The following is a 13127-nucleotide window of genomic DNA, read 5'->3' as shown; positions in this document are numbered from 1 at the left end:
CCTTCACATCCACTTTTCGATGGCGCCCATGAGGGTGAGGATCATCGCGGGCATCTCCTGGTCGGAGTGCCCGTTCATGCCGTCGAGGGCGGGGTCCAGGCGGGGCGTGGTCAGGTCGATCGCGAAACCGTGCGCGGGCAGGATGGCGGCGGCCCGCACGCGGCGCCCGCACAATTCCCGGGACGCGGGGCCCTGGAAGAGCAGCGGCACGATCGGGGCGTCGGCCAGTGCGACGAGTTCGGCCTTGCGCCATGCGGCTTCGGCTGTCGCGCGGTCCTCCGCCGCGGCGAGTGCCCGTTCGATCAGGGCGTCCACTTCGGGATTGCGATAGCGGCCGAGGTTGGCGGGGGAGCCGGAGTGCAGCAGCGGCTGGAGGAAGACGCGGCCGTTGTCGTGCATCCAGGTGGGTGACCACGAGGCGAGGGCGATATCCCATTCCCCGGCCGCAGCTCGGCCCGGGGCCGCCAGCAGATCCAGATACTCCGGGATAGCGAATTCGACCGGCACGACGGTGATTCCGGCCTCGGCCAAGTCGGCGGCGTAGCGCTGGGCGACCAGGCGGGCGTGCTCGGTTCCCGGATGGACCGCGGTGATGGTCAACTCGCCCGGATGACCCGCGGCGGCCAGCATCGCCGCGCACGTGGCCGGGTCGCCGCGATGGTCCAGCGTCGCATAGGGGTCGATGTCCTGGTGACCGTCGTTGTTCGGCGGGACGATCGAGCCCGCGATCCGGATGATCGTGTCGCGGCCGAGTGCGGCGACGCCGGCCGCGATGGCGGCCTTGTCGATCGCCAGGGATATCGCCTGGCGCACCTGTACTTTCCGCAACGCGCCCGCGGCGTTGAGGCTGCGGGTGTTGAACACCAGGTAGGGGTCCAGCGCGAAACCGAGATCGTGATCGGCGGGCATCGCGGGATCCGCGATGCGGACGCCCCACGCCAGATCCGCTTCGTCCGATCGGATTCGGTGCGCCACCTCGTCGGCGGTGACCTGTTCGGCGATGACCTCGACGGCTTCGACATGCCGGTGCCGAACGGGATCGGACTTCGCGCGCCACACCGGGTTCCGGCTCAGGTGTAGTTCTCGGCCGGGGGTGAAATCGATCGGCCGGTACGGGCCGGTGGACCGGATATTGCGGCACAGCTCTACGCTGCCCGGCACGAACGAGTCGTATTCGACCGGCGCGGGCGAGGTGCAGGGCAGCGTCAGCATATCGATGAAATCCATTGCGGGTCTGCGCAATTCGAACACGATTGTGGTGTCGTCGAGCACCAGCAGGCCCGGAATGTCGTGGGCGCTCTGATAGTCGGCCAAGTCGTGCGCGGTGGGGTCGGCACCGGCGAACGCGGCGGCGTAGTCGTCGCAGTACTGCGCCATGCCCCGGATGGTGTCGGTGAAGTAGGACAGCAACGCGCTGCGGCGCACCGGATTGCCCATCCGCTTGAAGCCCCGCACCACGTCGTGCGTGGTGACCGGGCGCTCGGGGTCGCTGTCCCAGCAGACATCCGGGCGCAGGTGGACCACGTAGCTCGTGTGGCTCGCGCCCATTCCGGCGTTGTACATGGAGGGGATCTCGGTGGCCAGATCCGGCGTCGGCGCCACGGCCTGCCAGTTCCGCAGATCGGCCTGCGTCCGATAGGTGAACAGCTGCCGGGCGAAGAGCCGGACCACCTGGTCGATCGGAAATCTCGGGCAGCACACCGGATCCAACTGGTCGAGCACGCCGGGACCGTAGAGCCGCAGGGCCGCCGGATCGGTCATGACATCTCCTCGGCGAGCCGGGCCATGATGTCGACGGCCTGATCGATCTCGTCGTAGTCGTTGAAGATGTGCGTGGTGATCCGCGACGCGTAATGCTGGTGTGGCGATCCCGCCACGTCGAACTCGGTCCACCTGGTGAAGAGCCGGTGCTCGCGCTGCAGCCGCATGGTGAATTCGTGGATCTTTTTCACGTTCCACGCGTCCTCCGGTCGGCGGAAGGGGTGGAAGGCGATCAACGGCGACTGCAGTTGGGGGTCCGCGCCGGGCGAATACATCGCCTCGCGCCCGAAGCGCTGCGCGACGCGATCACGCGCATAGTCCGCCAGCCGCATGATCCTTCGTTCGATCCGGCTCCGGCCGATCTCGTCCCACATCTGGCAGGCCGTGGCGAGCGCGGCTCCGCGGGCGATGCTGGCACTGCCCGCGCTCTGCAGATAGTCGGCCATGTTGTCGCTCTCGATCGAGGTCCGCGTCCGGGGCGGCGGGCTGCCCTTCATCGGGTACCAGGTGGAGATGATCGGCCAGAACGTGGGCAGCGGCAGCGGATTGTGTTCGGCGTGAATCTTGTTGCGTACGTCGAGCAATCCGGTGCCCAGCGGGCCGCACTGGAACTTGGAGCCGGAGCAGGAGATGAAATCCGCGCCGATGGCCCGCATGTCGATGTCGAGCATGCCGGGTAGCAGCGCGCCGTCGATCACCGTGATCAGTCCGTGCCGGTGCGCGAGTTCGCACAGCGCGCGCATCGGCAGTTTGGTGCCGGTGAACAGCGTGATCCCCGCGAAGGCAAGCACTTTCGTGCGCGGGGTGATCGCCGCCTCGAACAGGTCGACGATCTGTTCGGCCCGCACGTCGAATCCGGTGGGCAGGGTGATCGTTTTCAGCGTGACACCGAAACGGTTGCGCAGCAGGTTGAAATTCGACAGCACGGAGTAGCACTCGTGCGTGGTGGTGACGACCTCGTCGCCGGCGTGCAGATCCAGGCCGTGGATGACCCGCGCGACGCCTTCGGTCGCGTTGTGGGTGATCACCATCTCGTCCTGATCGACCCCGTAGGATTTGGCGATCACCGCTCGGTGGTCCTGGTACATTCCCGGCGGATAGACATCACCGAGTCCCCCGGCCCAGTGCCTGGTCACCCGGTCGACGGTGTCGAGTACGGCGTGCGGCATCGCGCCGACGGTGCCGGTGTTGAGATGGATGGCGCCTGGATCCAGTGCGAACAACCTGCGTATCTCGGGCCAGGTCGCGGTGCGCAGGCTGCGCGGCGGTTCGGCGGTGATCGTCGCCGCTCGATGCTGCAGGGTGGGATCCACGGCGCCGTTCATGGGGGACCTCTTCCACGATGGGCTCGGCCGGATGAGCCGTTCAACTCCGTCGCCTGTGCGCCCGGTCGGCCAGCCATCGTCACCGTGCGTCCGCGACATTCCAACTAGCTATATGTTACATAAGTTTTCTGTAGATTCTGCGGCTCTGTACCTTTCGGTTCTGTAGCCGGGCAGCCTTGTGGCGGCTGCCGCAGGGGCCCGATGGGGTTCGGACTGTCGGGGTCATTCGTTCCGTCCCGGCAGTTGGCTTCAAAAAGCTATGGTGTACGTGGCGGCCGGTTCCGGCCCCGAGTCGGCCTCGCGGCATGCCGTGCGAAGCGGATGCCGCTGCTATCCAGGGGGTTTCGGATGGGCACGCCGCACTGGACGGGGCCGGGCGGCGGCGCGGTGCCCGGCGACGGGCAGTCCGCGGCGGCTTTCCTCGCGGCGCTGCCGAAGGTGGAATTGCATGTACACCTGCTGGGTTCGGCGGCGGTGGGCACGGTGGCCGCATTGGCCGCGGGCCGGCCGGACGTCGGGGTGCCGGCCGAGCCCGCCGAATTGCGCCGGTATTACCGATTCACCGATTTCGCGCATTTCATCGAGGTGTACACCGCGGTCAACAGGCTGGTCACCAGCGGTGCCGCGGTGGTGGCGCTGGTGACCGGTCTCGGCGACCAGCTCGCGCTGGACAATGTGCGGTATGCGGAGGTGACCGTGACGCCACTGTCGCATCTGCGCATGGGCATCGCCGCTGCGGAACTCGCCGAGGCGCTGGCGGCCGGCCGCCGCCTCGTGGCCGAACGCCATGGGATCCACCTGAATTGGATATTCGATGCGTCGGCGGATGACGGTATCGCCGGCGCTTTTGCGACGGTGGACTGGATTCTGCGCCACCAACCCGATGGCACGGTGGGGTTCGGGCTGGGCGGCCCGGAACTCGGCGCACCGCGGAGGTTGTTCTGCGCCGCGTTCGAAAAGGCAAGGGCCAGTGGGCTGCACGCGGTGCCGCATGCGGGGGAGGTCTCCGACGCCGGTGAAATCTGGTCCGCCGCGCGGGATCTGGGCGCGGAGCGGATCGGGCACGGCATTCGGGCGGTGACCGACCGCCGGTTGCTCGACTATCTGGCGGAACGGAATATCACCCTCGAGGTGTGTCCGTCGTCGAACGTCCGCACCAGTGCGGTGCGGACATTCGAGGAGCATCCGCTGCCCGCGTTACTCGCCGCGGGTGTCCCGGTCACGCTCGGCACCGACGATCCGGGGATGTTCGGCACCTCGCTGAACCGCGAATACCAGCTGTGCCACGCCCGGCTGGGCATGTCGGTCGCCGCGCTCGTCGACGTGGTGGCCGCCGGAATCGATGCGGCCTTCTGCCCGACCGACGTGGCCTCGGACATTCGTCGTGATCTCGCGCAGGCGCGGGAGCGGCTCGAACAACGGCAGAGAACAGGGAGATGAGATATGCGAGCAGGATTCGCGCTCACGCTGCGGGCAATGCGCGTCACCGGCACCGTTGTCGCGGTGGCCGTCCCCGCGATACCGGGTGGCCTGATCCGCCGGTTGCGCTACGGCCCGGAGACCGGCCGCCGGCACGTCTATCGGCGGCTCGTCGCGCTTTTGATGTTGCTCGGACCGACCTTTGTCAAAGCGGGACAGGTGCTCGGCACCCGCCGCGACCTGTTGCCGCCGGCGCTGTGTGACGAGCTGTCGCTGTTGCAGGATTCCGTCGCGCCACTGGACGCCGCGCACACCGCGGTCGCGCTGACCGAGGCCTACGGCGCGGAGGTGGACGACGTTTTCGCCTCGCTCGATACCCGGCCGGTCGCCTCCGGCAGCGTGGCCTCGGTGTATCGGGCGCGGTTGCGCTCCGGCCAGGATGTGGCGGTCAAACTGCGCAGGCCCGGTATCGAGCAGACCATGTCCGCCGACCTCGCGCTGATCCGCGGCGGTGCGGCTTTCGTTGCGCGACTACCGATTTTCCGCGGCGTTCCGGTGACGGAAGTCGTGGCGAATATGGCCGACGCCATCCTGGGCCAGCTCGACTTCGAGCGCGAGGCCGACAATCTGCGGCGGTTGCGCAAGAACCTCTCCGAGGTGCCGCGGGTCTGGGTGCCGAAGGTCTATCCCGAGGCCTGCCGTCCCCGGTGCATCGTGATGGAGTTCATCCCGGGCCTGGCGGTGGACACGGCCGAGCACTGCTCCCCGGCGGCCCGCCGGCGCTTCGCGGCCTCGGGCATGGCCGCGATGTATCAGATGCTCTTCGTCGACGGATTCGTGCACTGCGACATGCATCCTGGCAATCTCTACTTCACCCGCAGCGCCCAGGTGGTGGTGCTCGACGCGGGCTTCAGCGTCCAGCTCACCGATCGCCTGCGGCGCCTGTTCGCCGAATTCTTCATGAACATGGCGATCGGACGCGGGCGTCATGCCGCCGAGATCGTGATCCAGAGCGCGGCGCACATCGCCGCGGACGCCGACCTCGAGGGGTTCACGGTCCGGATGGCGGACCTGGTCGAACGCAGCCACGGCCAGGCGGCCAGCGAGTTCAGCCTGATCGCCTTCGCCATGGAGATGTTCGACCTGCAACGCCGCTTCGGCATCAACGCCGCGTCCGAGCTGGTCTTCCCGCTGCTGTCCTTGCTGGTGATCGAGGGGACCATCCGGGAACTCGATCCGGACATGGATTTCCAGGAGGCGGCCAAGCCGCAGCTCATGCGCGGCCTGTTCGGTACCGAAGGCGGCCGTTCTACGCTCGATTGAGCACGGAGTCGAGTTCGACGGCGCGCAGCGCGCGTGCGGGGAAGTCGCAATACCAGAGATGGCTACCGTCCCAGGTCATTCCGGTCGGATGGCCAGGGACGCGGAACGAACCGATCTGCGCGCCGGTGCGCGCGTCGAGCGCGCGCACCAGCGCATCGCCGAAGTCGCCGTGCAGCACCATACCGTCGACATACGTGAGGCCCGAAGGGGATTCGCCACCCGTCGGGTACTCGCGTTCGATCTCCATGGTCGCGTAGTTCCGTAGCTGCACCACGGTCGGCCCGCGCAAGCACAGCCACAGTCCCTCGGGGCCGAATTCGATTCCGGTCAGCCGGCCACTGGACGGAAGTACCGCTTTCTCGCCGACGGATTCCCCGGTGTCCGGATCGATGAGCACGAGCCGTTTGGGGTGCCCGCCGACCTGGAGCAGCCGGGCGCCGTCGTAGGCGAGGTCCGCCCGGACCCGGGCGCAGGCCCACGATCGGACGACCGTGCCGTCGGACGGGTCGAGGGCGTAGATCGCTTTCGCGTCCTGGTCGGAATGCCACAGCATCGAGCCGTCCCAGGTCAGCCCGCACAGATAGCCGGTGGGCGCGGGCAGCGTCTTGGCGACGGGTACGGATTCGCAGTAGGTCATCTCGGTCTCTCCTGACCTGGCATCGATCTCACTTCAAGAATATATTGTGAATCAGGGGTGATGTTGATGGCAGCGGAACTGGCCGATCTTGCGCAGGCGTACGTCGATCATCACCTGCCCGCCGACGGGTGCGCGCTCGCCGCCTCGGCGGCGTGCACGCTCGACTGGGACGCGGACTACTGCCGCCGGGTGGCCGCGTACTTCGACCAGGCGCCGCGGCTGGCCTACGACCCGTCGCTGGCCCGGCGCTACGACCGGTTCAAGCGCGAGAATCTGCAGCAGTATGCGGTGGTGGTCGACGCGGGCGTCGCGGTGCGCCCCTGGCTGGCGCCCGGGCAGCCCTACCGGAGTTCGGCCGAGCTGCGCGCGTCCGTGCGCACGCGCGGTGAGCTGTACGTTTATCTGACGAGTGCCGGGCACGGGCCTGGTCTGGACGAGGAGTTCCACCCGCTGCTGGAACCGTCCGGCATCGTGGTCGAGGGTGTCGAGCTCTGCCACAACGACGTGTTCCGGGTCGTGCACGACGTCTTCGGGCATGTGATGTCCGGGCACGGGTTCTCGGCGCGCGGTGAGTTCGGGGCGGCCTTTTGTCATATGGCGATGTACTCCCCGGGCGTCCATCCGGTGTTGTTCACCGAGCAGGTCGCCCAGATCTGCTGGTACTTCTTCGGCCCCTACGCGGACGAGCGCCGGTACCCGCCGCAGAAGGTGTTCCAGTTCCCGCGCCGCTATCTGACCGAGTTCCGGAAACTGTTCCAGCCCTAGGCAAAGTAACTTCATTTAGATATGGTTATCTAATGACTGATCTGGTGAGTAATGGGAAGATCAGCTCTTCGACGCTGGGGGAGTCCGTCCGGCGGGACTTTCCCATCCTGGAGCGGCGTTTCGGCCCGAATCCGTTGGTGTACCTGGACAATGCGGCGACTACCCAGAAACCACGCGCCGTGCTCGACGCGCTCGTGGACTATTACTCCGGTGTCAACAGCAATATCGGCAGGGGCTACTACCAGCTCAGCATGGCGGCCACCGATGCCTATGAAGCGGCGCGCGAGACCATTCGGCAGGCGATCAACGCGGAGCACGCCGACGAAGTAGTTTTCACCCCCGGCACGACCGCCGCGGTCAACCTCCTCGCCGATACCTTCGGCCGGTCCACCGTGACGGGCGACGACCAAATCGTCGTCACCGGAATGGAACACAACTCCAACATGTTGCCGTGGCGCAGGTTGTGCGAGACCACCGGCGCCGAACTCGTCGTCGTTCCGGTCGGCGCAGGGGGACGGGTCGCGCTCGACCGGTTCGCCGCAGCGCTCGGACCCCGGGTCAAATTGGCCGCGGTCGCCCAGGTGTCCAACGTGCTCGGCACCGTGAACCCGGTCCGGGACATGATCGGCGCGGCGCATCGGCACGGCATTCCGGTGCTCGTCGACGGTGCCCAGGAGGTGCCGCACCGGCCGGTGGATGTTCGCGACCTCGGCGCCGACTTCTATTGCTTCTCCGGACACAAGATCTACGGTCCGATGGGCATCGGCGTGCTGTACGGCAAGCGCGAGCTGTTGTCGCGACTGGCGCCGTATCAAGTGGGCGGCGGCACCGTGAAAGGAGTGACGTTCGACGAGCCGGTCGCCTATGTGCCGGTGCCGGCCCGGCTCGAAGCGGGCACACCGCACATCGCGGGCGCGATCGGACTGGCCGCGGCCTTCGCCTATGTCGAGCGCCTCGGCTGGGGCGACGTCCAGCGGCACGACGACCTACTGGTGCACGCGGCCGTAGACGCGCTGGAAAGCGTTGCGGGCGTGCGCATTCTGGGCGACCCGGCGGCCCAGCCGAGCGGGATCGTCTCGTTCGTCGTCGACGGCATCCACCCCTACGACGTCGGCGGACACCTGGACGCGCACGGTGTGGCGGTGCGCAGCGGCGTGCACTGCGCCAACGTATTCCTCGACAGCTTCGGCGAAGTCGGCACGGTTCGCCTGTCGTTCGCGGTCTACAACACCGAAGCCGAGATAGATCTGGTCCGGCGCGCACTCTCGACCGTGCGGCCCGGCTTCTGGACCGAAGAGCATCCCACCGAACGGTTCCTGGCGATCGATCCGTCCACCCCGCACCAGAACTGACGGGACAGGTGTCATGACCACTGCCGATTTCGATCCGGTGAGTTTCAAACGGACGCAACGAGCCAACTGGAACGCGATCAGCGACGGCTGGGTGTCCTGTGCGGCCGACTTCGAAAGAGGCGGCGCGCCGGTGACCGCACGACTGCTCGACCTCGCCGGAGTGCGACCGGGCCATCGGGTCCTCGACGTCGGCACCGGCACCGGTGAACCGGCGCTGTCGGCCGCCGCCGTCGTCGGCTCGGCCGGCGCGGTCATCGGGATCGACCTCGCCCCGGAGATGATCAGCCGGGCCCGGGAGCGGGCGCGCGGTCTGGACAATGTCGAATTCGCGGTCGGTGACGTCGAATCGCTGGAGTTTCCCGCGGCGTCGTTCGACGTCGTGCTCAGTCGCTGGGGCCTGATGTTCGCGGTCGATCACGTGGAGGCGTTCCGGGCCCTGGCACGGGTGCTGGTGCCCGGTGGTCTGCTCGCCGCCGCGGTGTGGGCGGCTCCGGGGTCGGAAGTGCCCATGATGTCGGTCGCCTTCCAGGTCCTCAGCGGACGGCTCGAGCTGTCACCCGCGCCGCCGGGAACGCCGGGACCGTTCAGCATGGGCGATCCGGAGGCGCTCGCCACCGAGGTGGCGAAGGCTGGTTTCAGCGATGTCGAAGTGACCCCGTTCCAGGTGCCGTTCGTGCTCGAATCCCCGCAGCACTACATCGAATTCAGCAAGGTGGTCAGTCCACCCGGGCTGAAGGCCATGCTGCGGGAGAAGTTCGGCAGTGCCGACGATCCGGAAATCTGGACCGCGGTGGGCGAGGCCGTCGAGCCGTATCGCACGTCCGCGGGCGAGATCGCCCTGCCGAGCAAGGCCCTGCTGGTGCGGGCCGTCGCGCCGATCGGCTGATCGCCATGCGCTTCGATACCCGGCTCGTGCACAGCGGGCAGCCGCCCGCGCCCGGCACCGGTGACATCGTCGCGCCGATCCATGTCGCCACCACCTACGATCGCTTCGCGCAGGAACCGTTGCGGCTCTTCTATTCTCGTGGCGAGAACCCGACCAGGGAAGCCCTGGAGGAATGTCTGGCCGCGCTGGAGGACGCGCGGTGCTGCGCGTCCTTCTCCTCGGGGCAGGCGGCCGCGACCACGGCGCTGTCCGTGCTGTCGCCCGGGCAGCGGCTGGTGTCGTCCGACGATGTGTACGGCGGCACCTACGCGTTGTTCTCGACGCTGGCGCGGTTCGGCATTCAGGTCGACTATGCGGATCTGACCGATCCGGCCGAGGTGCGGCGTGCGCTGGCGACCGACACCGCGATGGTGTGGGTGGAGACACCGAGCAATCCTTTGCTGAAGATCACGGACGTGGCCGAGGTCAGCCGGCGGGCCCACGCGCGGGGTGCGGTGGTCGTCGTCGACAACACGTTCGCCAGCCCGGCCCTGCAACGCCCATTGGATCTGGGCGCTGATGTAAGCCTGTACAGCACAACCAAATTCATCGCGGGCCACGCCGATGTGCTCGGTGGTGCGCTGGTGTGCGGCGACGAGGGGCTGCACGCCCGATTCGTCGAACATCGCACGGTGACCGGCGCCGTATCCGGCGGCCTGGACTGCTATCTGGTGCACCGCGGCGTGAAAACGCTGTCCCTGCGGGTGACTCGCCAGACCGCCACCGCGCGCTCGATCGCCGAGGAACTGTGTGGGCATCCCGCTGTCGATGCGGTGTGTTATCCGGGTCTGCCGTCGCATCCCGGGTATCGGCTGGCGGGCCGGCAGATGTCGGGTCCGGGTTCGATCGTGAGCTTCCGCTACCGCGGCGATCCCGAGAAGCTGATGGCGCGCACGCAACTGTTCGCCTGCGCGGTGAGTCTCGGTGGGGTGCGGTCGCTGATCGAGTGCCCGGCGTTGATGACGCATCGACCGATACCGCGCGCGATCAGGCACGCGGCCGGCATCACCGACGACCTGATTCGGCTATCGATCGGGATCGAGGACCCGGCCGATCTGGTCGAGGATCTGACGACTGCGCTGGAGGGTGACTGATGACGAATTCCTATGCTGGCCAAGGGGTCGTGCTGCTCGACGGGGGCAGCGCGACCGAGCTGCAACGCGCCGGATTGTCGGTGCGCCCGCCGTGGTGGACCGCGCGGGCCATGCTCACGGACGCGAACCGGACCGTGCTGCAATCGGTGCACGAGGCCTATCTCGCCGCCGGCGCCCAGGTGATCACCGCGAACACCTTCCGGGCGAACTTGCGCGCGCTGAGCCGGACCAAACTCGACGACGCGGGCCGGGCCTGGATGGTGCACGCGGCCGTCGGGGTGGCCGGGGCCGCTCGCAAACATGCCCGCGTGCCCGAGGCGCGCATCGCGGGCTCGATCGGCCCGGTCGAGGACTGCTATCGACCAGACCTGGTGCCCTCCGACGAGGAACTGCGCGCCGAGCACGGCTGGCTGGTGCGTGAGCTCTCGCGGGCCGGCGTGGACCTGTTCCTGATCGAGACGATGAACACCATCCGCGAAGCCCGGATCGCGCTGGCGCAGGTGCTCGCCGCGGGCGGGCGGGCCTGGGTGTCGTTCGTCTGCGCGGACGATGCGACGTTGCTGTCGGGGGAGCCGTTGACCGGCGCGGTACACGCGGTGCAGCGCGACGGCGCCGAGGCCGTGCTCATCAACTGCACCTCACCGCACGGCACGGAGGTCGCGCTGCGGGTGCTGTGCCGCGGGCGGGCGGGGCTGATCGGGGCCTATCCGAATATCGAGGACCGGACCGGTCTGCCGCCCTACGAACATGTCGATCGGGCCGTGCCCGCGGCGTTGTCGCCCGAGGAGTACGCGGAACTGGTCGCGCGGTGGTGCACCGAGTACGGCCTGGACATCGTCGGTGGCTGCTGCGGCACCTCGCCCGCGCACCTCGCGGCGGCGAAAGGGCTGCTGAGCGCGGCTGTCGCGACCTGAGGTCTCGGTTCGACGGCGATCTCGGCCCGGTCGGTCGCAGCCCGTTCCGAGGCGTAGGCTTAGCCTAGATAACTATATATTAAGATATTTTTATCGGGCAGATGTGCTGCGGGCTGTCGGGCGACCGTCCGACAGTCGGTGCAGGGCTGCGGCCCGGGGCCGGTGTGGACGCGGTCCGGACCGGCCGCTCGCGCTCCGGCCCCCGCCTCGAAGTGTTATTTCCGGATGGATCAGTTCTCGTGGCGCAGCCTGTGGACCGGTCCGCCGCCGCCGTTGCCGCACCGTTAGCTCGGAAGGTACTGGCGGTCGGCGGGTCGGCCACAGCTACCGAAGGGAAACACTTAACGTAGTATCTATGTCACTAGTAAGTTGTAGTGACCCGACACCCGAGGTGCCCACATGGGAACGAAGCGCTACGCGCAGATGTGCGCAGTAGCGGCCGCGCTCGACTTGGTCGGCGAGCGCTGGACCCTGCTGATAATCCGCGATCTCACGACAGGTCCGAAGCGGTACAACCAGTTGCTCGAAGAGACGCTGGTCGGCATCGGGCCGAACCTGCTGGCCGCGCGGTTGCAAATGCTCACCGAGCACGGGGTGATCCAGCGCGAGCCGGTATCCGGCGACGGCCGCGGTGTCCAGTATCGGTTGACGGCCAGCGGCGAAGCGCTGCGGCCGGTGATCATCGGGTTGGCGTCGTGGGGCCTCACCCACATCTCCTCCTACGAGCAGGACGGGCTCGTCCGTTCCGAGTGGGGACGCTTGGCCTTGGAAGCGATGATCTCGGTGGGGCCGCCGCCCGAGGTCGACGAGGCGTACGAGTTCCGGATCGGCGACGAGGTGTTCCACGTGCGGTGCGAAGAGCACACGGCGCGCGTCGTCGACGGAACCCCACCGGACGAACCGGCGCTCGTCGTCACGGCCGATCCGGAGACGTTCATCCGCATCGGCACCGAGCAGATCGGCATCCTCGACGCGATGCTGTCCGGCAACCTGACGGTCAGCGGCGATACCACCTCGTTGACGCGCTGCCTGCGCCTGCTCGACCTCGAGCTCACCTCGAAGGCGCCGCCGGCCGAGGCCCACGCCGACGTCTCCTGACCGCGTTCCGTGCGCGACCGACCGGCCATGATTCAGTCGGCGCGGCGACCGGCCGGGACGCGCACGCCGCTTCTCGGGTGGTCGGATTCGGCGTAGGGCTCGAGTGCGCGCCGCAGGCTTTCCGGCACCCGGGTCGGCTCGACCCGAGTTCCGTTGTCACGCATGCACGCAACCCGTTGCCGCCCTCGGGCCACCAGGTGTTCGACCGCGCTCTGCTCGTCGATGTCGAGGTAGGCGAATTCGAATTCGATCTGCGTCTGGGTGAGGTCTACCAAGGTCATCCGAATGGTGAGGCGCTGGAACGCGGTCAGCTCGGCGAAGTATTCGCATTCGCACCGGATGGTGAAGAGCTTGAGGTCCCGGTTGATTTCGTCGAGCACGTCCGGGGCGTGCTCCATCAGGAACATTTCCCGGCAGCGGCCCTGCCAGCGGAAATAGTGCACGAAATAGACGTTGCCGACGAGGTTGGTCTCCTCGAAGCCGACGATGTGAGAGATCTCGTAAGCGCGCACGT

The 13127-nt window shown here is 67.7% G+C and carries 12 protein-coding genes; 8 read left to right on the top strand and 4 right to left on the bottom strand.

Translation table 11 applies throughout. From position 1 onward, the window contains the following. Window positions 1-3: 3 nt before the first annotated feature. The gene (locus tag O3I_RS23315; RefSeq protein WP_014985446.1) at window positions 4-1761 is read right to left on the bottom strand and encodes an ABC transporter substrate-binding protein; all 1758 of its coding nucleotides are present in this window, start codon (window positions 1759-1761) and stop codon (window positions 4-6) included. Continuing rightward, window positions 1758-3086 carry an aminotransferase class V-fold PLP-dependent enzyme gene (locus O3I_RS23310; protein ID WP_014985445.1) on the bottom strand — a complete coding sequence of 443 codons (1329 nt, stop codon included), beginning with the start codon at window positions 3084-3086 and terminating at the stop codon, window positions 1758-1760. The genes O3I_RS23315 and O3I_RS23310 overlap by 4 nt, the downstream gene beginning before the upstream one ends. Window positions 3087-3434: 348 nt before the next feature. Between O3I_RS23310 and add the strand changes: the two genes are divergently transcribed. Beyond that, window positions 3435-4526 carry an adenosine deaminase gene (add, locus tag O3I_RS23305; RefSeq protein WP_014985444.1) on the top strand — a complete coding sequence of 364 codons (1092 nt, stop codon included), beginning with the start codon at window positions 3435-3437 and terminating at the stop codon, window positions 4524-4526. Window positions 4527-4529: 3 nt separating this feature from the next. Then, window positions 4530-5828, top strand: a complete 1299-nt coding sequence (locus O3I_RS23300) for an ABC1 kinase family protein (RefSeq protein ID WP_041562795.1) — start codon at window positions 4530-4532, stop codon at window positions 5826-5828. Here the strand turns inward: O3I_RS23300 and O3I_RS23295 are convergent. Further along, window positions 5815-6465, bottom strand: a complete 651-nt coding sequence (locus tag O3I_RS23295) for a hypothetical protein (protein ID WP_014985442.1) — start codon at window positions 6463-6465, stop codon at window positions 5815-5817. The genes O3I_RS23300 and O3I_RS23295 overlap by 14 nt on opposite strands. Window positions 6466-6531: 66 nt before the next feature. Between O3I_RS23295 and O3I_RS23290 the strand changes: the two genes are divergently transcribed. The 6 genes from O3I_RS23290 to O3I_RS23265 all read left to right on the top strand — a co-directional run bounded on the left by O3I_RS23290 (window position 6532) and on the right by O3I_RS23265 (window position 12613). After that, entirely contained in the window at window positions 6532-7230 is a 699-nt protein-coding gene (locus O3I_RS23290) for a crotonobetainyl-CoA--carnitine CoA-transferase (RefSeq protein ID WP_141692050.1), read from the top strand. A 32-nt stretch (window positions 7231-7262) separates the two neighbouring features. After that, on the top strand, window positions 7263-8582 hold the full coding sequence (locus tag O3I_RS23285) for an aminotransferase class V-fold PLP-dependent enzyme (protein WP_014985440.1): 1320 nt from the start codon (window positions 7263-7265) through the stop codon (window positions 8580-8582). Window positions 8583-8595: 13 nt separating this feature from the next. Next, a complete protein-coding gene (locus O3I_RS23280; RefSeq protein ID WP_014985439.1) occupies window positions 8596-9468 on the top strand; it encodes a class I SAM-dependent methyltransferase in 873 nt (290 codons plus the stop codon). Window positions 9469-9473: 5 nt separating this feature from the next. Next, on the top strand, window positions 9474-10601 hold the full coding sequence (locus tag O3I_RS23275; RefSeq protein WP_014985438.1) for a trans-sulfuration enzyme family protein: 1128 nt from the start codon (window positions 9474-9476) through the stop codon (window positions 10599-10601). Beyond that, window positions 10601-11515 (top strand): homocysteine S-methyltransferase family protein, encoded by a 915-nt coding sequence (locus tag O3I_RS23270; protein ID WP_014985437.1) that lies wholly within the window; start codon window positions 10601-10603, stop codon window positions 11513-11515. Before O3I_RS23275 ends, O3I_RS23270 begins: the two co-directional genes overlap by 1 nt. Before the next feature lie 399 nt (window positions 11516-11914). Further along, entirely contained in the window at window positions 11915-12613 is a 699-nt protein-coding gene (locus O3I_RS23265; RefSeq protein ID WP_014985436.1) for a winged helix-turn-helix transcriptional regulator, read from the top strand. Window positions 12614-12645: 32 nt separating this feature from the next. On the opposite strand, the gene O3I_RS23260 is transcribed toward O3I_RS23265, so the two are convergent. Continuing rightward, on the bottom strand, window positions 12646-13125 hold the full coding sequence (locus tag O3I_RS23260) for an acyl-CoA thioesterase (RefSeq protein ID WP_014985435.1): 480 nt from the start codon (window positions 13123-13125) through the stop codon (window positions 12646-12648). Window positions 13126-13127: the final 2 nt, after the last annotated feature.

Origin of the sequence: Nocardia brasiliensis ATCC 700358 (genome assembly GCF_000250675.2) — a bacterium.
In the GTDB taxonomy this organism is placed as follows: Bacteria; Actinomycetota; Actinomycetes; order Mycobacteriales; family Mycobacteriaceae; genus Nocardia; species Nocardia brasiliensis_B.
The sequence above is the reverse complement of the archived record's forward strand: the minus strand, read 5'-3'. Positions and strand labels throughout refer to the sequence as shown.